The 23,163-nt window shown below is 60.1% G+C and carries 19 protein-coding genes and 1 pseudogene; 18 read left to right on the forward strand and 2 right to left on the reverse strand.

The window, feature by feature from the left end; genetic code table 11:
* Positions 1-132: 132 nt before the first annotated feature.
* Positions 133-1,209 carry a substrate-binding domain-containing protein gene (locus tag ABYO54_RS01795; RefSeq protein ID WP_372806309.1) on the reverse strand — a complete coding sequence of 359 codons (1,077 nt, stop codon included), beginning with the start codon at positions 1,207-1,209 and terminating at the stop codon, positions 133-135.
* A gap of 158 nt (positions 1,210-1,367) precedes the next feature.
* On the opposite strand from ABYO54_RS01795, the gene ABYO54_RS01800 reads away from it, so the two are divergent.
* The 7 genes from ABYO54_RS01800 (at position 1,368) to ABYO54_RS01830 (ending at position 9,730) form a co-directional block, all read left to right on the forward strand.
* Positions 1,368-2,264 (forward strand): carbohydrate kinase, encoded by an 897-nt coding sequence (locus ABYO54_RS01800; RefSeq protein WP_372806311.1) that lies wholly within the window; start codon positions 1,368-1,370, stop codon positions 2,262-2,264.
* A 98-nt stretch (positions 2,265-2,362) separates the two neighbouring features.
* Positions 2,363-3,307, forward strand: coding sequence for a sugar ABC transporter substrate-binding protein (locus tag ABYO54_RS01805; protein ID WP_372806313.1), 945 nt, complete (start codon positions 2,363-2,365; stop codon positions 3,305-3,307).
* A gap of 58 nt (positions 3,308-3,365) precedes the next feature.
* Positions 3,366-4,796 carry a sugar ABC transporter ATP-binding protein gene (locus ABYO54_RS01810; RefSeq protein WP_372806341.1) on the forward strand — a complete coding sequence of 477 codons (1,431 nt, stop codon included), beginning with the start codon at positions 3,366-3,368 and terminating at the stop codon, positions 4,794-4,796.
* Positions 4,797-4,817: 21 nt separating this feature from the next.
* Positions 4,818-5,789 (forward strand): ABC transporter permease, encoded by a 972-nt coding sequence (locus ABYO54_RS01815; RefSeq protein ID WP_372806315.1) that lies wholly within the window; start codon positions 4,818-4,820, stop codon positions 5,787-5,789.
* A gap of 34 nt (positions 5,790-5,823) precedes the next feature.
* A complete protein-coding gene (locus tag ABYO54_RS01820) occupies positions 5,824-7,314 on the forward strand; it encodes a mannitol dehydrogenase family protein (RefSeq protein WP_372806317.1) in 1,491 nt (496 codons plus the stop codon).
* A gap of 109 nt (positions 7,315-7,423) precedes the next feature.
* Positions 7,424-8,653 carry a carbohydrate porin gene (locus ABYO54_RS01825; RefSeq protein ID WP_372806319.1) on the forward strand — a complete coding sequence of 410 codons (1,230 nt, stop codon included), beginning with the start codon at positions 7,424-7,426 and terminating at the stop codon, positions 8,651-8,653.
* Between the two features lie 102 nt (positions 8,654-8,755).
* Positions 8,756-9,730, forward strand: coding sequence for an aldose 1-epimerase family protein (locus ABYO54_RS01830; protein ID WP_372806321.1), 975 nt, complete (start codon positions 8,756-8,758; stop codon positions 9,728-9,730).
* A gap of 84 nt (positions 9,731-9,814) precedes the next feature.
* On the opposite strand, the gene ABYO54_RS01835 is transcribed toward ABYO54_RS01830, so the two are convergent.
* A complete protein-coding gene (locus ABYO54_RS01835) occupies positions 9,815-10,522 on the reverse strand; it encodes an SDR family NAD(P)-dependent oxidoreductase (RefSeq protein WP_372806323.1) in 708 nt (235 codons plus the stop codon).
* A 138-nt stretch (positions 10,523-10,660) separates the two neighbouring features.
* Between ABYO54_RS01835 and ABYO54_RS01840 the strand changes: the two genes are divergently transcribed.
* The 11 genes and pseudogenes from ABYO54_RS01840 to ABYO54_RS01890 form a co-directional block, all read left to right on the forward strand.
* Entirely contained in the window at positions 10,661-11,416 is a 756-nt protein-coding gene (locus tag ABYO54_RS01840) for a DeoR/GlpR family DNA-binding transcription regulator (protein ID WP_372806325.1), read from the forward strand.
* A 20-nt stretch (positions 11,417-11,436) separates the two neighbouring features.
* The gene (locus tag ABYO54_RS01845) at positions 11,437-12,777 is read left to right on the forward strand and encodes a dihydrolipoamide acetyltransferase family protein (protein ID WP_372806327.1); all 1,341 of its coding nucleotides are present in this window, start codon (positions 11,437-11,439) and stop codon (positions 12,775-12,777) included.
* A gap of 29 nt (positions 12,778-12,806) precedes the next feature.
* Positions 12,807-13,004: pseudogene (locus ABYO54_RS01850) on the forward strand (lipoyl domain-containing protein); the annotation flags it as partial.
* Between the two features lie 150 nt (positions 13,005-13,154).
* Positions 13,155-14,519 (forward strand): dihydrolipoyl dehydrogenase, encoded by a 1,365-nt coding sequence (gene lpdA / locus ABYO54_RS01855; RefSeq protein ID WP_372806343.1) that lies wholly within the window; start codon positions 13,155-13,157, stop codon positions 14,517-14,519.
* Positions 14,520-14,542: 23 nt separating this feature from the next.
* On the forward strand, positions 14,543-16,996 hold the full coding sequence (locus ABYO54_RS01860; protein ID WP_372806329.1) for a thiamine pyrophosphate-dependent enzyme: 2,454 nt from the start codon (positions 14,543-14,545) through the stop codon (positions 16,994-16,996).
* A 71-nt stretch (positions 16,997-17,067) separates the two neighbouring features.
* Positions 17,068-18,375, forward strand: coding sequence for a PHP domain-containing protein (locus tag ABYO54_RS01865; RefSeq protein WP_372806331.1), 1,308 nt, complete (start codon positions 17,068-17,070; stop codon positions 18,373-18,375).
* A gap of 15 nt (positions 18,376-18,390) precedes the next feature.
* Positions 18,391-19,464: an SDR family NAD(P)-dependent oxidoreductase gene (locus tag ABYO54_RS01870; protein ID WP_372806333.1), complete on the forward strand. Its 1,074-nt coding sequence runs from the start codon at positions 18,391-18,393 to the stop codon at positions 19,462-19,464.
* A 79-nt stretch (positions 19,465-19,543) separates the two neighbouring features.
* A complete protein-coding gene (locus ABYO54_RS01875) occupies positions 19,544-20,815 on the forward strand; it encodes a zinc-binding dehydrogenase (RefSeq protein ID WP_372806334.1) in 1,272 nt (423 codons plus the stop codon).
* 9 nt (positions 20,816-20,824) lie between these two features.
* Complete coding sequence (locus ABYO54_RS01880) at positions 20,825-21,502, forward strand: HAD family hydrolase (RefSeq protein ID WP_372806336.1); 678 nt, start codon at positions 20,825-20,827, stop codon at positions 21,500-21,502.
* 15 nt (positions 21,503-21,517) lie between these two features.
* The gene (locus tag ABYO54_RS01885) at positions 21,518-22,972 is read left to right on the forward strand and encodes a rhamnulokinase family protein (protein WP_372806339.1); all 1,455 of its coding nucleotides are present in this window, start codon (positions 21,518-21,520) and stop codon (positions 22,970-22,972) included.
* Between the two features lie 30 nt (positions 22,973-23,002).
* A partial coding sequence (locus ABYO54_RS01890; RefSeq protein ID WP_372806345.1) for a hypothetical protein occupies positions 23,003-23,163 on the forward strand: 161 nt, incomplete at its 3' end.

The raw sequence follows: 23,163 nt of genomic DNA on the forward strand, positions 1-23,163 counted from the left end.
AAAGATGTTGTCGGTCATGTTGTCCATGAGCTGGCGCAGCAGTTCGCTATGTCCGGGAATCATCGGGGGCCTCCTTGTGTCGCCGAAACGTGGCGGTATAGTAAATCCGCCGAGGGCCGGGAACAAGGCCGGCTATGAACTTTTAATCGGCCCGCAGGAGGAGTTGCGGATGATGAGGCGCCCTTCGAGCGTAACGCGCAGGGCGGGGCTGTCGGGGAAGTTGATGCGGCTGAGCATGACGCGCACGGCGGTTCGGCCGATGTCCCGGCAGGGTTGGTGGTAGCTCGAAAGGGGAACGCTGAGCAGCGAGGCATATTTAACGTCGTCGAAGCCGCAGACCTGGAGCTGGTGCGGAATGTCGGCGCCGAGGTCGAGCAAGGCGCGCAGCAGCGGGGCGGCGGTGGCATCGTTGGCGCAGAGGATGCCGTCGGCCTTGGCGTCCATCAGGTTCCGGGCGGTTGCTTCGGGGTCGCCGGCGAGGAACTCGACATCCTTCAGGCTCTTGGCGGAGAGCCCGCTCTGCACGAGCGCTTCGTGGCAGCCGATGCGCCGCAATTGAATGGTCATGGCGGGGTTGCCGGCGGTGACGAAGGCCAGGTGCCGGCATCCGTTGTCGAGCAGGTGCCGCGCCATGATGTAGCCGGCTTCGATGTTGTCGATCCCGATCAGGTCGTAGGGCGTCTGCCGCGGCCAGGCGTAGACATCGCGGTCGAGCAGCACGACCCGAATCCCGTTGCGGGTGAGCCGCCGGATGATTTCGAGGTTGAAGGCCTGCTGGTTGTCGATGTGCTCGATCGGCGTGAAAAATACCCCGTGCACGCCGGCTTCGATGAACCGCTCCGTCAACTGGTCGGCCAACCGGGACGGTTCGCGCTCGAGGCTGAGTTCCGGCGGCCGGATGATCTGCATGCCGTTTTCCTGGGCGGTTTCGATGATGCTGGAGCAGATCGGTTCGAAAATCTCCGTTTCGTGCAGGCGCGGCACCAGCAGGCCGGCGGTCAGCACCGATTTGCCCGGCGAGAGCACCTGCGTGCCGAATCCGGCGCGGCGGCGCACCATCTTTTCTTCGCTGAGCAGGTTGAGCGCCTTGGCCACGGTGGGGCGCGAAACCGAGTGCGATTTTGCCAGTTCCTGTTCCGTTGGAAGCAGTTCCCCGGGTTTGTAGGTCTGGTTTCGGATCGAAAGTTTTATTTTGTCGTATATCTGCAAGTACGTTGGTTTGGAAGGATTCATGCATGAAAAGTAAACGTAATGATAAGGTAATGCAAATGTAAAAATCGCAAATATGTTTACAATTCGGCCTTTCGTGCGAACCTGTGATCGTCAAATCAGGAAAAGCACCAGAATCAAACGACTAGGAGACAGTGATGAATGAAAAGTTTACAACGGCAGGAATCGGCGAGCTGCTTTGGGATGTTTTTCCCAATCACAAACGTCTCGGCGGTGCGCCGGCCAACTTCGCCTGCCACTGCAACCAGCTGGGCGCGGAATCCTATCCGGTAAGTTGCCTGGGGGCCGATCCGCTCGGCGCGGAGATTCGCGTCCGCCTGCAAGAAATGGGGGTGAGCGATGCGTTCGTAATGGAGGCCGATGCCTTTCCGACCGGCACCGTCGAGGTGGTGCTCAACGCCGCGGGCAAACCGACCTATCAAATCCACGAGGACGTCGCATGGGACCACATCCCGTATTCGGAAGAGCTCCGGCAACTGTCCGCCCGACTGGATGCGGTTTGCTTCGGCTCGCTGTCGCAGCGTTCGGGCGAATCGCGCGGCACCATCCGCTCGTTCCTGCAACAGATGCCGGAGCACGCGCTGAAGATCTTCGACGTCAATCTGCGGCAGCACTTCTATTCGAAGGAGCAAATCGACGAATCGTTGCGGCTGGCGAATGTGCTCAAGCTCAGCGATGAAGAGCTTCCGGTGCTGGCGGGCTATTTCGGCCTCGAAGGCGATACGATGGCCCAGCTGGGCATGCTGCGCGAACGGTTCGGGTTGCGGCTGGTCGCCTACACCCGCGGGCCGGACGGCAGCGTGCTGGTGGGCGTGTATGAAAACGACGATTTTCCCGGTTGCGAAGGCGTGGCCGTGGATTCGGTCGGCGCGGGCGATTCGTTCACCGCCGCGCTGTGCATGGGCGTGCTGAAAGGGTGGTCGCTCAACGAGGTGAACCGGTTCGCGAACGAGGTGGCAACCTTTGTCTGTTCCCAGAAGGGGGCGACGCCGGATTTCCCGGCGGAGCTGATCGGTAAGGTGGTCGCCCCGTGAGGAGGGCGTGTTTTTAATCGACGAAGAGGAAGGGAAGGCATAAACTTCTTTGTCGCAAAGGTAGAGTAGTAGGAATCAAAAGGTTAACGGAGGATATCATGAAAAACAAAATTATCGGAATGGTGGCAGGTATTGCGTGTTTGTCTCTGGTTGGATGCGATCGGAGCGGTGGCGGCGATGGACAGGTGAAGGTCGGCATGACGGTGCAGGATTTGAGCAATCCCACCTGGTCGGGCTATTGCCAGGCCATTCAGAAAGAAGCCATCGCCAACGGCGCGAAGATGAGCTATGTCGCCTGCGAGAGCAATGTCTCCAAACAAATGGAGCAGATCGAAAACTTCGTGGCCCGCGGCATGGATGTTATCATTGTTCATCCGGCCGACCCGGCCGGCATCGAAAGCGCCTGCAAAGAAGCGATGGAGCGCGGCGTGAAAATCATCGCCTGGGACGACGACCTCGAAAACGCCGATATGCGTTGGCTGATCGACAACCACGATCTGGGCTATCAGGTGGGCAAGGAAGCCGCCGAATTCATTAAAAAGGTCCACGGCGGCAAGGCCGAGGTGGCCATCCTCAACTATCCGCAGCTGCCGGTTCTGCTGGCCCGCGGCAACGGCATCCGCGATGCGATCACCGAACTGGCGCCCGGCGCGAAGATCGTGGCGGAAACCAGCGCGATCAACCCCGATGAGGGCATCACCAAGATGGAAACCATCTTCCAGTCCAACCCGAACGTGAAGGTCGTCTGCTGCATCGGCGGCGGCGGTTCGGTGGGCGCCAACGAGGCCGCCAAGGCCGCCGGCAAAGACGCGCCCGACTTCGGCGTGTTCGCCGTGGACGCCACCAAACCCGAGCTCGATGCCATTAAAAACGGCGAAGCCGTGAAGATGAGCGTGATTGTTACCGGCACCGACGAAGACGTGGCTTCGACCGTCTATGGCTTCGTGGCCAAGCTCGCCGCCGGCGAAGAACTGCCGGCCCGCGTCTATCGCGAGCTCATCCCCGTCACCATCGACAACGTCGACCAATACTACAAAAAATAGGGCGAATCCGATGCTTCTCTTGCAATTAAACAACATTACCAAACGATATCCCGGCGTCGTGGCCTTGAACGATGTTAGCCTGGATGTCGTCAAAGGCGAGGTCCACGCGCTCGTCGGCGAAAACGGGGCAGGCAAATCGACGCTGATCAAAACCTGCACCGGCGCCGTGATCCCCACCGAGGGAACGATCACGGTGCGCGGACGCGAGTTTTCCTCGCTGACGCCCAAGCTCTCCGAGCAGCAGGGCATTGCCGTGATCTACCAGGAGTTCAATCTGGTCGATGAACTTTCCGTGGCCGAAAACATCTTTCTCGGGCGGGCGCTCCGCAAGGGCATCATGATCGACAAAAAAGCCATGGCGAAGGAAGCGGCCAAGATCTTCGAACAGTTCGACATCGATATCGATCCGAACGAATTGGTGGGCAACCTGACCGTCGGGTACCAACAGCTGGTCGAGATCGCAAAAGCCGTATCCCAGGATGCCCAGATCCTCATCATGGACGAGCCCTCGGCCCCGCTGACCCAGGCCGAAGCCGAGTCCCTCTACGTGATGGTCGAAAAGCTCAAGGCCAAGGGCGTGACGATCGTCTACATCTCGCACCGCATGGAAGAGATCTTCCGCCTGTCGGACCGGATCACGGTTTTGCGCGACGGACAGAAGATCAAAACACTCAACACCTCCGACACCAATCTCGACGATCTCGTCAAGTTGATGGTGGGCCGCGAGCTGAAGGAAACCTATCCGGCGCGCACCCACCAGATTGCCGACGAGGTGCTGTTGGAGGTGGATAACCTTTCCGGCAACGGCGTGCACGACATCAGTCTGCAGATCCGCAAGGGCGAAGTGCTGGGGCTGGCCGGGCTGATCGGCGCGGGCCGCACCGAGCTCGCCGAGCTGCTCTTCGGCGTCAGGCAGCGGAGCGCCGGGCGCGTCGTGCTGCACGGCAAGGAGGTCCGGCCGAGATTCCCGCGCGAGGCGATCGATAGCGGAATCGCCTTGGTGCCGGAAGACCGCAAGAAGCAGGGCGCGCTGCTGGAAGTCGACATCAAGGGCAACATCAGCATGGCGATCCTCGAGCGCATCTCCAGGTTCTGCACGGTCAACAAGAAGGAGGAGAAGCGCGTTGCCGAATATTACAAGGAGTCGATCCGGATCAAGACGCCGAATCTCGAACAAAAGATCAAAAACCTCAGCGGCGGCAACCAGCAGAAGGCCATTATTGCCAAATGGTTGGCAACGGAACCTTCGCTCGTGATTTTCGACGAACCCACGCGCGGCATCGACGTCGGCGCAAAATCGGAAATCTATGCGCTGGTTAACACCTTGGTCGAATCGGGCAAGGCCGTTTTGATGATTTCCTCCGAGATGGAGGAGGTCATGGGCATGTCGGACCGCATCATGGTGCTGCGCCAGGGGCGTGTCTCGGGCGAGCTGGAGCGGAAGGATTTCAATCAGGAAACTATTATGGGGTACGCCTCGCAATCTTAACCAAGAATGGAAAGCAACATCATGAAAAAAACAGATTCAAGTAAAGCCGTCGGCGCGATGGCGGCCTCGATTGGAAAGACGTTCGGGATCTACATTGTCCTGCTGGCGCTGATGGTCTTTTTCTCGATCGCATCGGAAAACTTCCTGGACAGCAACAACCTGCTCAACGTGGCGCGGCAGGTCTCGATGATGGGCATCGCGGCGGTGGGCTTCGCCTTTGTGCTGCTGTTGGGCGGGATCGACCTCTCGATCGGTTCGCTCATCACGCTGGTGAACATCTCCACGGCGTGGCTCATGGTCAACGCGGGATGGAACCCGTTGCTGGCGGTTCTCTTTGCGCTGTTGCTCTCGGCGGCGGTGGGCTTTTTCAACGGCTGGATCATTTCCAACCTGCAGATGCCGCCGATCATCGTCACCCTGGCCATGATGATCATCATCGAAGGTGTGGCCTATCTCATCTGCGGCGGCCTGCCGATCTATGGTTTCCCGCAATCCTTTTCCGTGATTGGCCAGGGCTACGTCGGTCCGGTACCGATCCCGGTCATCATCATGGTGATCGTCATGGGGCTGGGCATGTTCATCCTTCGCAAGACCTACTTCGGCCGCTACTTCTATGCCGTCGGCGGTAACGAGGAGGCGGCGGAGCTCTCCGGCATCAACGTCAAGCGCGTGAAATACCTCGTCTACACGCTCTCCGGTTTCTTCGCCGGCATCGCGGGCGTCGTCATGCTCTCGCGCACCAACTCCGGTCAGGTGATTTCGGGCAAGGGTTTCGAGTTCCTGGTGCTCACCGCCTGCGTGCTCGGCGGCGTCAGCGTCAGCGGCGGCTCCGGCAAGATCTCCAACGTGCTCGGCGGCGTGCTGGTGCTCGGCGTGCTCAGCAACGGTCTGGTGCTGCTCGACGTGGACGACTATGTCCAGAAAGTGATTCGCGGCTCGGTGCTGTTGATCGCCGTGGCGCTCGACTGCCTGCAACATCGCAAAAAAGCCTAACGCACCGGCACGCTATCAAAGACAGGAGTCCCTTATGAAAAAAACCGTTCAACTCAAACAGGAAAACCTTCCTCGGCTCGCGGACCGGATGGTCGTCCCGACCTACGACCGCGGCACCGCCAAGGCCGGCATCGTCCACGTCGGCGTCGGGGGCTTCCACCGTTCGCACGAAGCCTACTATACCGACGCACTGATGAACGAAACCGGTGCGGCGGAGTGGGGCATCTGCGGCGTCGGGCTGCGCGAGGCCGACCGCAAAATGCGCGACATCCTCAAGGAGCAGGATTTTCTCTACACCCTGCTCGTCAAGCATCCCGACGGGAAGGCCGAAACGCGCGTCATCGGGTCGATTGTCGACTTCATGCTCAGCGTCGACAACCCAATGGCGGTCATCGACAAGATGGCGCACGAAGATACGAAGATTGTTTCGCTGACGATTACCGAAGGCGGCTACAATTTCCATCCCGTCACGGGCGAGTTCATGTTCAACAATCCCGACGTGCAGCACGACCTGGCGCATCCCGATAGCCCGAAGCTGGTCTTCGGCTATCTCACCGCCGCACTCAAAAAACGGCAGGAGGCCGGGGTGCCGCCCTTCACCGTGCAGTCGTGCGACAACGTCCAGCATAACGGCGACATGACCAAGAAAATGCTGCTGGCCTTCGCCCGGGAGCAGGATCCGGAGCTCGGCGATTGGATCGAAGCCAACGTCTGTTTCCCGAATGCGATGGTCGACCGCATCACGCCCGTCACCACGCCGGTCGACATCGCGTTGCTGGCAAGCGACTTCGGCGTGGCCGACGGTTGGCCCTGCACCTGCGAGCCGTTCTGCCAATGGGTGATCGAGGATAATTTTTCCAATGGCCGCCCGGCATGGGAAAAGGTCGGCGCGCAGTTCGTGCCGGATGTCACGCCCTACGAAAAGATGAAGATTCGCCTGCTCAACGCCGGCCATTCCGTGCTGGGGCTGCTGGGCTCGATCCACGGGCACGAAACCATCGACGGCGCGGTCGCCGACCCGTTGTTCGCCCAATACCTTCGCGCCTTCATGGATCGCGAGGCCACGCCCGTGCTCGATGAAGTCGAAGGCATCAACCTCGACGACTATAAAGACAGCCTCATCTATCGTTTCGGCAATCCGAACATCAAGGATAGCCTGGCGCGCATCTGCCTCGAAAGTTCGGCCAAGCTGCCCAAGTTCCTGATCTCCACGATTCGGGAAAACCTCGCCGCCGACGGGGGCATTGAATTCGCAACGCTGGTCATTGCCGCTTGGTGTCTTTACAGCGACACGGGCCTCAGCCGCCACGGTGTCGAACTCGAAATCGTCGATGAGATGAAAGACGAGCTCCACCAGGCCGCCGCGGGAACGAAAGACGATGTGCTGTCCTTCCTGCGCATCGACCCGATCTTCGGCGACCTCGTCGAAAACGAACGCTTTACCGCGCTCTACACCGAGATGGTCGAGGCGCTTTATGCCGATCCGAACATCGACCGGTTGATGGAGAAAAACCTGGCCGGATAACCCCTTCGCATCGAAGTGCGAAACCCAGAGAGAGAGACGGATGCGGAGGACGCGGTGTTCGCGATACGGTTCCTTCGCTCCTTAAAAAGAAAACAGCAGGAGACAACCCATGAAGAAGCAAATCATAACTGCATTGATCGCATCATCGAGCCTCGCGCTGGCGGAAGACGCCGCCACAACGAAGGCGTGGTATGAAGAGGATCGGCTGTTCAGCCGCCACGAAAGCATGGAGGAGTCCGGCATTTCGCCGTTCCTCTATATCGACACCATCTATGCGGCAAACGTCGACGGCGGCAGAGAGACCGACGACAACTTCACCGCCCAGACCTATGCCGGGGTGGATCTGGATCTGGAAAAATTGTTCGGCATCGAAGATGCCGTCGTGAAAATTTCGATGGTGAACCGCCAAGGCAACGGCATTGCCGGGGATGTGGGCGGGATCTACGATCCCATGTGCATCAACGGCGGCGCCGCCGGCCAGGTGGCTTGGCTGTATCAGCTCTGGATCGAAAAAAACTTCGGCGATGATCTGGCGGTCAAGTTCGGCCGCACGTCCATGGATGAGGATTTTGCCAATAACGATCTCTATCGCTATTCGCTGAGCACCGCCATCAATGGCCCCATCCGTTCCATGATGCTGGACAATGCCCAGATCTATTCCTTCCCGCTGGGCCTGTGGGGGGGGCGCGTGAAATACAACCTCTCCGACGAGCATCAGTTCCAGCTGGGGGCCTATCAGATCAACGATTCGATCTGGGGCGATTACGTCAAGGGAACGGACTGGAGTTTCAGGGGCGATGACGGCGTAACCTTGATGGCGCAGTATGACTGGACGCCGCAAATCATGGAGCGCCCGGCCCGGCTCTATCTCGGCATCGCCGATTCCGTTTATGACTACGACGATTTCGATGGCGGGGAAACCTCCAACCTGCTGCGGTTCTATGGCCACTTCGATTTCGAAGTCGCGGACGGGCTGAAGCTGTTCACGTTCGGCGCGTATACCACGCAGGATGAAACGGCCTCGGTCCCCCTGCAGATCAGCGGCGGCGCAAACTGGAAAGGCCTGTTCCCCGGCCGCGAAAACGACCACACCATGGCCTTCGTGACCTATGCCGGTCTCAGCGATGTGTTGGGCGAAAACAACGTGGATGATAACAATGATCCCGATCCGTACGACGCCGATGCAGAAATGGTCTTTGAACTCGGCCATCGCATCCAGATCATCCCGAGTTTCTACATCCAGCCTTCCGTGCAGTATATCGTTAATCCCGGTGCCGGTGCCAATGGCGATCTCGACGACGCCTTGGTTCTGGGCGCCTGGGTCGGCGCCGCGTTCTAGAAAAAAATAAATCGTAGTCCCGCCTTTAGGCCGCCTTCGCGGGCGATCGCCTAAAGGCGGAACTGCCTATCAGGAGAAACGTTCCCAATGGAATTCGTGGAATTGAAAAAGTATGTTGGCTCGATGGATCAGCTGGCGTTTGTGCGGACGTCGGTGCTGGACGACGGGCGAGGGCGGGGGATCCGGATTGCGGATGTGAACAACGGCAGCGGACTGCGCTTCACCGTGTTGCTCGACCGCGGGATGGATATCGGCGATGCCGCCTGCAAGGGCCTTCCCTTCGCATACCAAACCCCCGTTGGAACCGTCCATTCATCGCACTACGAGCCGGAGGGGCTGCGCTGGCTGCGCAGCTTCGGTTGCGGGTTGCTGACCGGATGCGGCCTTTCGAACATCGGCGTGCCCGACGGTGAGCACGGACTCCACGGCCGGCTTTCCAACACGCCCGCCGAAAACGTTTCGATCTCCAAGGATTGGCTCGACGGTAAATATGTCCTGTCCGTCAGCGGTACCGTTCGCGAGGTCAGCTTCTTCGGCGAAAACCTGGAGCTGCGCCGAACCATCTCGACCGCCATGGGCGAGAACTCGATTTGCGTCAGCGACGCCATAACCAACCGAGGCGTGCGCCCGGCTCCGATGATGATCCTCTACCACATCAATGCCGGCTTCCCGTTGCTGGATGAAAGCGCCGTGCTCGAAGGGCGTGTGCGGGAAACCACGCCCCGCACCGAAGACGCCGCCGACGGAATCGGCCAATGGAACCAATGCCAACCGCCCACCGCCGGATATGCCGAACAGTGTTTCTACCACGATGTCGAGGCCGACGCCGATGGCATGGCGCGCATGACCCTGCGCAATCCAAGCGGCGGAACGGCGATGGAGATCGCCTACCGCAAGGCCGAGTTGCCGTACTTCACCCAATGGAAAATGATGGGCGAGCAGGAATACGTGATGGGGCTGGAGCCCTCCAACGGGCTGCTCGACGGCCGCGGCATCGAAGAGGCGTCCGGCCGGCTCCGCATGCTCAAGCCCGAAGAGACGGAAACCTGCCGGCTTACGATTTCTTTCCGCCCCTAAAGCCCGTGGCTCGGCTCCGAACCGGCCGAGCTGCTTGCGCCATCGCTTGAGCTCGGCACGGCGGATTGAACGGGGTGCGACGCGCTACCAGCATTGGGCGCTGGCGGCGCGGCGCAGGTGGATGCAATCGACCGTGATGTTTTCGGGCAGACGGCAGAGATAGGCGACGGCTTCCGCCACGTCTTCGGGCTGGATCATTGCCGAAAAATCGGTCAGGTCGGGGCGCGACTGCTTGACCATTTCGGTGGCGACGCCGCCGGGGCAAATGGCGTGGACGCGGATGTTGTGCGCGCGGCCCTCTTCGATCGCGGTTTTGGTCAGGCCGAGCAGGGCATGCTTGCTCGCCCCGTAGGCGGCCTGGTTCGGGTAGCCCTTTACGCCGACGACCGATGAAATGTTGATGATGCGTCCGCCGCCGGATTCCATCATGGATTTCATTGCTTCGCGCAGGCAGAGAAACGAACCCTCCACGTTGGTCGATTGGATCTTCCGGAACTCCTCCAGGGAAAAGCCGACGATTTCCCCGAAGATGCCGATTCCGGCATTGTTGACCAGCAGCTCGACCGGGCCGGCCTGCCGAAACAGTTCGATCACCTCGTTTTCGTTGGAAAGATCCGCCGGAAAGGTGGACACCTCGGCCCCGAGCGCTTCGCAGGCGGCTCGAACGGTTTCCAGCTTCGCTTGGTCGCGTCCGGTTAAATGCAGCGCCCATCCTTCCTGGGCCAACCGTTTGGCTATGGCTTCCCCGATTCCCCGGCTGGCCCCGGTAATCAATGCTTTGCGTGTTTCCATCGGCTTGTTCCTTTGCTGGGTTCTTCTGAAGATTCGAGCCAAATAAAAACTGAAAAAACACTTGTTGCAAAGCCAAATGATGGTAAAACGATACCAATACGAAAGTGTAAGGAAAGCAAAAGGAAGCCGAAAGGGGTTATGAGTTCCAGTTTTGCAGAGCGTAAATCGGTCATTCTCGACCTGCTGATGGAAGAGAGCAGCGTCAATGTGTCCGAATTGGCCAAGCGGTTGAATGTGACCGTTGTCACTGCGCGCGCCGACCTGGCCGCCCTGGAAGAGGAAGGTTTGCTGGTCCGCACCCATGGCGGCGCCGTTCCGGCCCGACACACCAAGATCATGGAGCGCATGCGGGCGGAGCAGGGCGTGAAACGCGCCATTGCCAAGGTCGCCGCCGCGAAGGTGGAGGATGGCGACACCATCATCATTTCCGCCGGAACCACCACCGCGCTGATTGCCAAGTATCTTTTGGGCAAGCGCGGGGTTCACATCGTGACCAACAATACGTTGGTGCTCACCTACGCCCGCACCAACCCCCAACTCCGCGTCACCTTGGTCGGCGGCGAGTTCCGCCCGGAGGAAGAGGGCGTGGTCGGTCCCCTCGCCCTGAAAGCGATCGACCAATTCTATGTTTCCAAAGCCTTCATCGGCATCGACGGCGCATCCGTTAAGCAGGGCTTTACGGCCCACTTCGTCGAAAGCGCCGACCTGGTCCGCAAGATGGCCGAGCAGGCCGACCAGGTCATTGCCATTACCGATTCGAGCAAGTTCGGCAAGCCGGGCTTCGCGCGCATTTTGCCGTTCGACGGGGTTGATGTACTCGTCACGGATAACAAATTAACCAAAGAGTTTGAAATCGAGATGACCAGCGCAGGAGTGCGCATCGTCAAATCCTAACGTTCCAAGGAGAAGAAACCATGGCTACAGAAGTGCTAATGCCCCGGCAGGGCCAGTCCGTCGAGTCCTGCATCATTATTGAATGGAAAGTAAACGAAGGCGACGTCGTCACCGAAGGGCAGGCGCTCTGCGAGGTGGAAACCGACAAGGCGACCTTCGAAGTCGAAGCCACCGCTTCCGGCACGGTCCTCGGCATCTTTTATCCGGCCGAAGCCGACGTCGAAGTCCTCAAGGTCATCGCCGCCATCGGCGAACCCGGCGAAGACATCTCCGCGATGCGCCCGACCGACGACGCCGCCCCGGCCCCGGCAGCCGCCCCGGTTGAACAAAAAGCCGAAGCCGCGCCGGCTCCGGTTGCCGCGCCGGTTGCCGCGACCGCACCGGCCGGTTCCGCCACCGGGGTTTCCCCGCGCGCCAAGAACCTGGCGGCGAAGAAGGGGGTCGACCCAACCACCCTCGCCGGTTCCGGCCCGAACGGACGCGTCATCGAGCGCGACGTGGCCGCCGCCCAAGCCATTACCCCGGCCGCCGCCGCCAAGGCCGCCGCCGAAGGATTGCCGATCCCGAGCACCGGAACCGGAATGGGCGGTCGCATTACCGCCGCCGACCTGATGGCCGTTGCTCCCGAAGCCGTCGGCGAAGCCGTTGCCGCCATGGACTTCCCGGGCGCCGTTAAGGAAATCCCGGTCAAGGGCGTCCGCAAAGTGGTTGCCGGCCGCATGATGGCTTCGCTCCAGAACACGGCGCAGCTCACGCTCAACACCTCGGCCGATGCCCGCTCCGTACTCGGCTACCGCGCCAAATGCAAAGCCGCTCCGGAAGAATCCGGCGTCGGCGGCATCACCATCAACGATGTGGTGCTCTACGCGACCGTCAAGACGCTCGGCGAGTTCCCGGAACTCAATGCGCACATGCTCGGCAATAAAATCGTCGAATACGGCAACGTCCACCTCGGCTTAGCCGTCGATACCCCGCGCGGCCTGATGGTTCCGGTGATCCGCTACGCCAACCTGATGAGCCTCAAGCAGCTCTCCGCCGAAGCGAAGCGCCTGGCCAAGGCCTGCATCGCCGGCACGGTCGATCCGGACGCACTGACCGGCGGCACGTTCACGGTGACCAACCTCGGCGCGATGGGCATCGAAAGCTTTACCCCGGTGCTGAATGCGCCGGAAGTCGGTATCCTCGGCGTCTGCGCGGTCCAGCCCAAGCCGGTCATGAAGGGATCCGAGGTCGAGTTTGTTCCGCACATGGGACTTTCACTGACGTTCGACCATTGCGCCGCCGACGGCGCGCCGGCCGCGCGCTTCCTCGCCAGCCTGCGCATCAAGCTGGCCGCATTTGAACTCACACTTGCAGGATAAGGAGAAAATTTATGGCTACTGAAGTATTAATGCCGAGGCAGGGACAGTCCGTCGAGTCCTGCATCATTATCGAGTGGAAAGTCGCCGAGGGCGACACCGTTGCCGCCGGGCAGGCACTCTGCGAAGTCGAAACCGACAAGGCCACCTTCGAAGTGGAAGCGCCCGAGGCCGGAACGGTTCTGGGCATCTTCTACCCGGCCGAAGCCGACGTCGAAGTCCTCAAGGTCATCGCCGCGATCGGTGCTCCGGGCGAAGACATTAGCGCCATGCGGCCTGCGGATGCGGAAGCAACGGCGGCGGCACCCGCGCCGGTAGCGGAAGCCAAAGCCGCTCCCGCTCCCGCACCGGTTGCGAAAGCCAAAGCGGCTCCGGCCCCGGTGGCGAAGGTTTCCACGGGAGCGCAATACGACCTCATCATCATCGGTGCCGGCCCGGGCGGCTACGAAATGGCCGAACGCGCCGGGCACAAGGGCCAGAAGGTGCTGCTGATCGAAAAGAAATATCTCGGCGGCGTCTGCCTCAACTGGGGCTGCATCCCGACCAAGACCCTGCTCAACTCCGCCAAGCATTTCGTGCACGCCAAGGAAGCGCCGGAATTCGGCGTCACCACCGGCGAAGTCAAGTTCGACCTCGGCAAGACCATGGCCTGGAAGCAGGAAGTCATCGAGACCCTTCGCGCCGGCATTGCCGGGCAGATGAAGAAAAGCAAGGTGGAGGTGCTCTTCGGCGAGGCCAAGCTGATCGGCTCCCGCCAGGTGGAAGTCGACGGTACGATCTACGAAGGCGACAACGTCGTGATTGCCACGGGCGGTTCGCCGTTCGTTCCGCCGATCCCCGGCGCCGACCAGCCGCATGTGATGACCAGCAAGGAAATCCTCAGCGTCGAAACCATGCCGAAATCGCTCGTCGTGATCGGCGGCGGGGTCATCGGCGTCGAGTTCGCCAGCTTCTTCAGCAGCCTCGGCGTGAAAGTCGACGTGATCGAGATGCTCGACGAAATCATCCCGTTCATGGATCGCGGCCAGGCCAAGCGCTTCCGCGCCGCCCTCAAGGGCAAGGTCGGGTTCAATCTCGGTTGCCGCGTGACGGCCATCGACGGCCACGCCGTGAAGTATGTCGACAAGAAGGGGGAGGAAAAAGCGATCAACGCCGATATCGTGCTGATGTCCGTTGGCCGTTCGCCGAATCTCGCCGGCATGGGCTTCGAGGAAGCCGGGCTGGACTTCGACCGCCGCGGCATCAAGACCGACGACCAGCAGCGCACCAACCTGCCGAACGTCTACGCCATCGGCGACGTGACCGGCAAGTCGCAGCTCGCGCACTCGGCGACCCGCATGGGCGAGGTTGCGCTCAACACCATTCTGGGCAAGAAAGACCGCTTTCGCACCAACGCCATTCCGTGGGCGGTCTATTCCATGCCGGAGATCGCCGGCTGCGGCATGACCGAGGACCAGGCCAAGGAGGCCGGGCACAACGTCGCTTCCGCATCGCTGCCGATGATGATGAGCGGACGCTTCCTGGCCGAAAACGGCAAGACGGGCCCCGGTCAGGTGAAGGTCGTGATCGATGCGGATACCCGCGCCATCCTGGGGGTCCACACGTTCGGTGCCTACAGCTCGGAATTCATCTGGGGCGTCGCCGCCATGATCGAAGCCGGGCTGCGGGTCGAAGACGCGCAGGAAATCGTGTTCCCGCACCCGACGGTCGGGGAAGTCATTCGTGCAACCATGTTTCAGTTTTAATTAATTAATTCAGGAGAAAACCAATGCCAAAGAATCAAGTCATATGCCCCGAAGAATCCCGCAAGGCGGGGGAAGTCACCTTCAAGCCGATTCCGATCAACCAGTATAAATCGGACTACAAGAAGGAAGAGAAAAAGTACGGCAAGAAGCGTCTGGTCAAGATGTACTACGACATGCTGATGATCCGCGAATTCGAAACCATGCTCAACCAGATCAAGGTTCAGGGTTCCTACGAAGGCATGGAATACAACCACCCGGGGCCCGCCCACTTGTCGATCGGTCAGGAAGCCGCCGCAGTCGGCCAGTCCGTTCACCTCGACACCGACGACTACATTTTCGGTTCGCACCGTTCGCACGGGGAAATCATGGCCAAGTGCCTTTCGGCCATCAGCAAGCTCGACGACGGCAAGCTGACGGAAATCATGGAAGGGTTCTTCGATGGCGCCACCTTGAAAGTGGTTAAGGACGGCTCGCACGAGACCGTGAAGGACCTCGCCGAAGATTTCATCCTGTACGGAACGCTGGCGGAAATCTTCGCGCGTCAAACCGGCATCAACAAAGGCCTCGGCGGCTCGATGCACGCCTTCTTCATTCCGTTCGGCTCCATGCCCAACAACGCGTTGGTGGGCGGCTCCGCCGACATCTCGGTCGGTTCGGCCATGAACAAGCTGATCAACCGCAAGCCGGGCATCGTGATTGCCAACATCGGGGATGCCTCGATGGGTTGCGGCCCGGTATACGAAGGAATCTGGATGGCGGCGATGGACCAGTATGTCGAACTCTGGGACAAGGACTTCGGGCATCCGCCGGTCATGATCAACATCATGAACAACCAGTACGGCATGGGCGGCCAGACCGTCGGCGAAACCATGAGCTACAAGTTCGCGGCCCGCATTGGTGCCGGCGTCAACCCCGACCAGATGCACGCCGAGCGCGTGGACGGGTACAACCCGCTGGCCGTGGCCGACGCCACCGAGCGCAAAAAGAAGATCCTGCTCTCCGGCAAGGGCCCGGTTCTGCTCGACATCGTGACCTACCGCATGTCCGGCCACTCGCCGTCCGACGCGTCTTCCTACCGCTCGAAGGAAGAGATGGAACTCTGGGAAGCCCAGGATTGCGTACGCACGTTCGGCGAATACCTGATCAGCAACGGTGCCCTCACCGAAGCCGACGCGGAAGCGATGAAGGCGAAGGTCGTGGCCAAGGTCTCCAAGGCCATGAAACTCTCCATCGACGAGTCGGTCTCTCCCTACTCCGACATCAACCTGATCGAAAATGTGATGTACTCCAACTTGAAGGTCGAAAAGTTCGACGACCGCGAGCCGGAGATGCTGCAGAAGATCGAGGACAACGACCGCGTCAAGAAGCTCAAGCGCAAGCAGCGCTATGCGTTCGATGAACAAGGCCAGCCCTACAAGGCGAACCAGCTTTACACCTATCGCGATGCGATCTTCGAAGCGATGGTCCATCGCTTCTCCATCGACCCGACCATGATCGCCTACGGCGAAGAAAACCGCGACTGGGGCGGGGCATTCGCCTGCTACAACGGGCTGACCGAACTGCTGCCTTACCATCGCCTGTTCAACTCGCCGATCTCCGAAGGCGCGATCGTCGGCACCGCCTGCGGCTATGCCCTCAGCGGCGGCCGCGTCTGCGTCGAGCTGATGTACTGCGACTTCATGGGCCGCGCCGGCGACGAAATCTTCAACCAGATTTCCAAGTGGCAGTCGATGTCCGCCGGCATCCTGAAGATGCCGCTGGTGCTCCGCGTTTCCGTCGGAAACAAATACGGGGCGCAGCACTCGCAGGACTGGACCGCGATGGTCAACCACATCCCGGGGCTGAAAGTCTACTACCCGGCCACGACCTACGATGCCAAGGGCATGCTCAACCTGGCGCTGGCCGGCACCGACCCGGTGATCTTCTTCGAATCGCAGAAGACCTACGGCGTGGGCGAGCTGTTTGAAAAGGGCGGGGTTCCGGAAGGTTACTTCGAAACGCCCGAAGGCGAGCCGGCGGTTCGCACGCAGGGCAAGGACCTGACGCTCATCACCCTCGGCCCGGTACTCTACAGCGGCATGAAGGTCGTCGAAGAGATGAAGGAAAAGTATGGAATGGAAGTCGAGCTCATCGACCTGCGTTTCGTCAACCCGCTCAACTACGACAAGCTGGTCGAATCCGTCAAGAAGACCGGCCGCGTGGTGCTGGCGTCCGACTCGGTCGAGCGCGGTTCCTGTCTGCACAACATCGCGGCCAACCTGACCACGCTGTGCTTCGACTACCTCGATGCGCCGCCGGTGGTGATTGGCGCGAAGAACTGGATCTCGCCGGCCGCCGAAATGGAGAAGGAATACTTCCCGCAGGCCAGCTGGATCATCGACGCTGTCCACGAACGCATCGTCCCGCTGCCGGGCCATGTCGTGAAGCATAACTACACCAACGGCGAACTCGCCCGCATTGCGCGCAAAGGCGTCTAACGCATCAAGCCGAATCTGCCGGCTGCACCCTTGCGGTGCAGCCGGTGCATCCATTCAAAAAAAGGAGTACTATGGGACTGGAAAATTTGCTGAACAATCCCTCGCGTCCGGTCCGGCTGGCCGTGGTGCGGGAGCTGGGCGAGTCGCTGAAGTCGGGGTATCCGGTGTCGGACGAGGTGAACAATCACGTCCACTCGAAATATTCCTTCAGCCCCTACTATCCGACTATGATTGCCGTCAACGCGGCGCGGGCCGGATTGAAAGCCGTCGGAATCATGGATCACGATTCGATCTCCGGCTTCAAGGAGATGATCGCGGCCGGCAAGGCGATTAATATTGCCACCACCTGCGGCTTCGAAATGCGCGTGAACATGACCGGCACCGCGTTCGAAGGCTACAAAACCAACAACCCCGACACGGAGAACAACACCTACATGGCCGTGCATGGCGTTCCGCACACCCAGTTCGTGCGCGTCGAGAGCTATTTGCGCTCGATCAAAAAAGCGCGCTATCTGCGGGACCGCGAAGAGGTCGATAACCTCAACAAAATTTTGGCGAGCGTCGGGCTCGAGCCCTTGGATTTCGACCGCGACGTGTGGAAGATTTCGGAGGCCAAGCGCGGCGGATCGATTACGGAGCGCCACATCGTCTATGCGCTTTCGCTCAAGCTCGTCGAGCGCTTCGGCAAAGGCCAGGGGCTGATCGATTTCATCGAGCAGAAGATGAAGATCGCCATTCCCGAAAAGCTGCAGGAATATCTGCGCGATCCGTCGAATCCGCACTATGAGTACGACTTGCTCGGCGTCTTCAAGGGGTCGCTGGTACCGGAAATTTTCGTGCAGCCCAACGTGCAGGGGGCTCGCTCCGTCTACGATGCGGTGCAGTTTGCCAACGACATCGGCGGCATTCCGGCCTACGCCTATCTGGGCGATGTGGCCGAGTCGCCGACCGGCGACAAGAAGGCGGAAAAGTTTGAGGATGAATATCTCGACGACCTCGTTCCCGAGCTCAAGAAGATCGGCTTCAAGGCCATTACCTACATGCCGCCGCGCAACACCAAGGCGCAACTGCTGCGCTTGCAGAAGCTCTGCGATCAGTATGATCTGATGCAGATCAGCGGGGTGGATATCAATAGCTCGCGGCAGGTGTTCAACTGCCCGGAGATCATGCAACCGGAATTCCAGCATCTGATCGGTGCGACCTGGGCGTTGATTGCCCACGAGAAACTGGCCTCCGCGGAGGCCCGCTACGGGTTGTTCCATCCGAACAATCCGCTGGCCGCAAAACCGCTCAAGGAGCGGATTGAGGTCTACGCGGACATCGGAATGCGGATCGATAATCGCAACCCGGAATCGGCCATCGATCTGGTTAACTTTTAGACGGAGGAAATGAGAATGAAAACACTAGGAATTGCACCATTGTTAAGAGGCCTGTCATTCGACGGGGAAAAGGGAGACATCGTGGTTTCCCGCGATACGGTTGAAAATCCGCAGCTGGTCTGCTCGCCCGATGAACTGGAAGCCAAGTTCACCAAGGGCGTGCGCTCGGTCATGGTCGAGGGCGAGGGCGGGTTCCTGCTCGGCGAAGACTACGACGACGCGGTGAACGGCACCGCCAACGCCCCGAAAGCCTCGGGCCGCGCAGCGGTCGTGAACAACAAGGTTTGCGTCGTGACCGGCGGCGCCCAGGGCTTTGGCGAAGGGATTGTCCGCGAACTGATCAAAAACGGCGCGATCGTCTTCATCGCCGACATGAACGTGGACGGCGCCCGGAAGCTGGCCAACGAACTCAACGCCGAAGCCGGACGAACCGTGGCCTTTGGCGTGGCGGTCAACGTGACCGACGAGGAGTCCGTCCATAAGATGGTCGGCGAGATCGTCCAAACCGTCGGCGGCATCGATCTGTTCGTCAGCAACGCCGGCGTCCTCAAAGCCGGCAGCGTGAAAACCATGACGCTGAAGGATTTCGAGTTCGTGACCGACGTCAACTATGTCGGCTTCTTCCTGTGCACCAAGCACGTTGCTCCGGTGATGGAACTGATGAACAAGCCGTCCGGCAAATACTTCACCGACATCATTTGCATCAGCTCCAAGTCGGCGCTGGAAGGCTCGAACAAAAACGGCGCCTATGCCGGATCCAAGTTCGGTTCCGTCGGCCTCGTGCAGAGCTTCGCCAAGGAACTGGTGACCGACAACACGAAGGTCAACACCGTCTGCCCCGGTAACTTCTTCGACGGCCCGCTCTGTAGCGATCCGGATCGCGGCCTGTTCGTCCAGTACCTGAGCACCGGCAAGGTCCCCGGCGCCAAGACCGTCGAGGATGTCAAACGCTTCTACGAAGCCCAGGTGCCGATGAACCGCGGTTGCGACGGCGAAGACGTGACCAAAGCGATTCTTTACTCGGTCGAGCAAAAATACGAAACTGGCCAAGCCATCCCGGTGACGGGCGGCCAAGTGATGCTCAATTAGAAACTGGAAATTGGAAACCTGAAACTTGAAACGATCCGACTGATCGGTCGGATCAGTCCTATCCAAAAAGGAACACACCATGAAAACCAAAGCAGTTAGACTTTACGGCGAGAAGGATTTGCGGTTGGAGGAGTTCGAACTCCCCGCCATTGCGGAAAACGAAATCCTGGCCAAGATTGTATCCGATTCCATCTGCATGTCGTCCTATAAGGCGGCGTCGCAGGGCACGAAGCATAAACGCATCCCCAATGACGTTGCTAACGATCCGATTATTATTGGTCACGAGTTCTGCGGCGAAATCGTCGAGGTCGGCGGCAGGTGGACGGATCGTTTTAACGCGGGCGACAAATTTTCGATCCAGCCCGCGATCAACTACGCGGACGGACCCGTCGGCATCCTGTCGGCGCCGGGCTATTCCTACCGTTTCATCGGCGGCGACTCGCAGTATGTCGTCATTCCCGCCGAAGTGATGGAGCAGGAGTGCCTGCTGCCGTTCAACGGCGAAGCCTACTACCACGGCTCGCTGGCCGAGCCGATGTCCTGCATCGTCGGCGGCTTCCACGCCAACTACCACACGACGCCCGGCAGCTATGTCCACAGCATGGGCATCGTTGAAGGCGGCGCCATGGCGCTGCTCGCCGGCGTGGGCCCGATGGGCCTCGGCGCGATCGACTATGCGATCCATTGCGACCGCAAGCCCGGCCTGCTGGTGGTGACCGACATCGATACGGCCCGCCTGGAGCGCGCCGCCTCGATCTACACGGTGGAAGAAGCGAAGAAAAACGGCGTCGAGCTGATCTACGTCAACACCGCCGAAGAGGGCAAGGGCGTCGATTACCTCAAGTCGCTGACGCCGAAGGGCGAAGGCTTCAACGATGTCTTCGTCTATGCGCCGGTTCGCCCGGTCATCGAGCAGGCCGACAAGCTGCTGGCTTTCGACGGCTGCCTGAACTTTTTCGCGGGACCGACCAATCCGGAGTTCTCGGCCGAGTTCAATTTCTACAACGTCCACTATGCGGCCACGCACGTGGTGGGCACCAGCGGCGGCAACACCGACGACATGATCGAGTCGCTCCAGATGATGGAAGCCGGCAAGCTCAACCCGTCCACCATGGTCACGCACGTTGGCGGCCTCGATGCCGTGATCGAAACCACGCTGAACCTGCCGAACATTCCCGGCGGCAAGAAGCTGGTCTACAACAACGTCAGCATGCCGCTGGTGGCGCTCAACGAGCTCAAGAACATGGAAGGCGAACTCTTCCAGGGCTTGGCGGAGCTGGTCGAGAAGGCCAACGGATTGTGGAGCCCGGAAGCCGAACGCTTCCTGCTCGAAAACGCGCCGGCGATCTAACCCGTTTCGATGAGCATGCACTACGGGCTGATTTTCGATGTGGACGGCGTGATCGCCGACACGGAACGGGTTAACGCGGAAGCCTCCATTCAGGTGTTCGCGGATCTGTTCGGCGCCGACGGCGTCGTCCGCGCCGATTTTGCGGCCGGGCTCGGGCGCGGGGCGGCGGAATATGTCCGTGCCGCCGCGCGGGTGCACGGCATCGAACTGTCGGACGAACAGGTGGAGGCGGCCACCGCGGCTAGGCAGGAATATTTCCTGTCGATGCTGGCCGCCGAACCCCTTCCGGCATTTCCGGGCGTGCTCGCCTTGATGGAGGCGGCGCGCGCGTGCGCGGCGTTCCGCGTGGGCATCGCCACCAGCAGTACGCGCGAAAAATCGGAAGCGGTGCTGAAGTCTGCTTGTGTTCCGTACGATCAAATGGTCTATGTAACGGGCAGCGACGTAAAAAACAAGAAGCCGGACCCGGAGCTGTTCTTGACGGCGGCCGCCCGGCTCGGTTTAGATCCGGCGCGTTGTGTCGTGATCGAGGATGCGCCGGACGGTGTTGCGGCCGCGAAAGCGGCCGGATGCCGTTGCGTGGCCGTGACCAATTCGACCACCGAGGAAAATCTGGCTGCGGCGGATTCGGTGGTTCGGTCGTTGGAAGAGGTGACGGTGTCGATGATTGAAAACATGGTTGATTAAATCGGGGGATATAAAATGAAGAAACATTATTTGGCAGTGGATCTGGGCGCATCGAGCGGACGTACCATTGTTGGAACGTTTGAGGACGGCAAACTGTCGCTCAAGGAGATGAACCGTTTTTGGAACGGTCCGACCGAAGTCCGCGGGACCCTGTATTGGGATTTCGTCCATCTCTTCCGCAACATTCAGGAAGGCATCGCCCTGGCGAAAAAAGAATTCGGCGACGGGCTCGTCTGCATGGGCATCGATACCTGGGGCGTCGATTTCGGTCTGATCGATTCCGACGGCCGGCTGGCCTGCAATCCGGTGAACTATCGCGACAGCCGCACGGCAGGGATGTTCGAAAAGGTCTTCGAAAAGGTTCCGAAGGCAGAGGTTTTCCAGCAAACCGGCATCCAGTTCATGGAACTCAACACGCTTTACCAGCTGATGTCGCTTTCGGTGGAAGATTCGTTCCAATACCGCAACGCCGCGAAGATGCTCTTCTCGCCGGACCTGCTCAGTTACTGGCTGACGGGCAAGATGGTTGCCGAGCGCACCATCGCCAGCACCTCCCAATTCTATAACCCGGTCACCAAGGACTGGGCGTACGACCTGCTGGAAAAACTCGGCATCCGTACGGATCTCTTTGCCGAGCTGGTCGATCCGGGCACCGTGATCGGCGATGTGGACGGACTGCCTGTCGTGGCGGTCGGGGGCCACGATACCGCCAGCGCCTTTGCCGCCGTCCCGGTGACCGAAGGCGAACAGTCGGCCTTCCTCAGTTCCGGCACCTGGTCGCTGCTGGGCACCGAACTGCCCGAGCCGGTGATCAACGACAAAACGCTGGCCGCCAACTTCACCAACGAAGTCGGCGTCTGCAACACCGTCCGCTTCCTGAAAAACCTTTCCGGCCTCTGGATCCTCCAGGAGCTGCGCCGCAACTGGAACACGCAGGAGTGCGACTATTCGTGGGCCGCGATGGAACACATGGCGCTCGAAGCCAAGCCGTTCGCGTTCTTCATCGATCCGAGCGATACCATCTTCCTGACCCCCGGCGACATGCCGGCGCGCATCCAGGACTACTGCGAGCGCACGGGGCAGGGCCGCCCCGAAACGCATGCGCAGATCCTGCGCGCCGCCTACGAGGGCCTGGCCCTGCTTTATGCCGACACCTACGAATCGCTCGAAACGCTCTCCGGCCGCACGCTCGATACGCTCCGCATCGTCGGCGGCGGTTGCAAGGACACGCTGCTCGACCAGATGGCCGCCAACGCCACCGGACGCAAAGTCGTTACCGGACCGACCGAAGCCACGGCGACCGGCAACCTCATCATGCAGATGTTCGCCATGGGGGATATCAAGTCCCTCGCCGAAGGACGGGAAGTCATCCGCAATTCCTTTGCCGATGAAACCAACGTGTTCGAACCGCAGAATGCCGCAGATTGGAAAAACGCATTGAAAACCTGGCGGGCGATTTGCCGCGCTTAAAAAATTAACTATTAAAAGGGAATAAAAACTATGGATCTGAATTTAGTCGCTAACACGATTCGCGGGCTCGCAATGGATGGAGTCCAGGCCGCCAACTCCGGACACCCCGGCATGCCGATGGGCATGGCCGACGTGGCCGCCGTCCTCTGGACGAAATACCTCAAGCACAACCCGCAAAACCCCGCCTGGGC

Source organism: Pontiella sp. (genome assembly GCF_041622395.1).
Taxonomy (GTDB): Bacteria; Verrucomicrobiota; Kiritimatiellia; order Kiritimatiellales; family Pontiellaceae; genus Pontiella.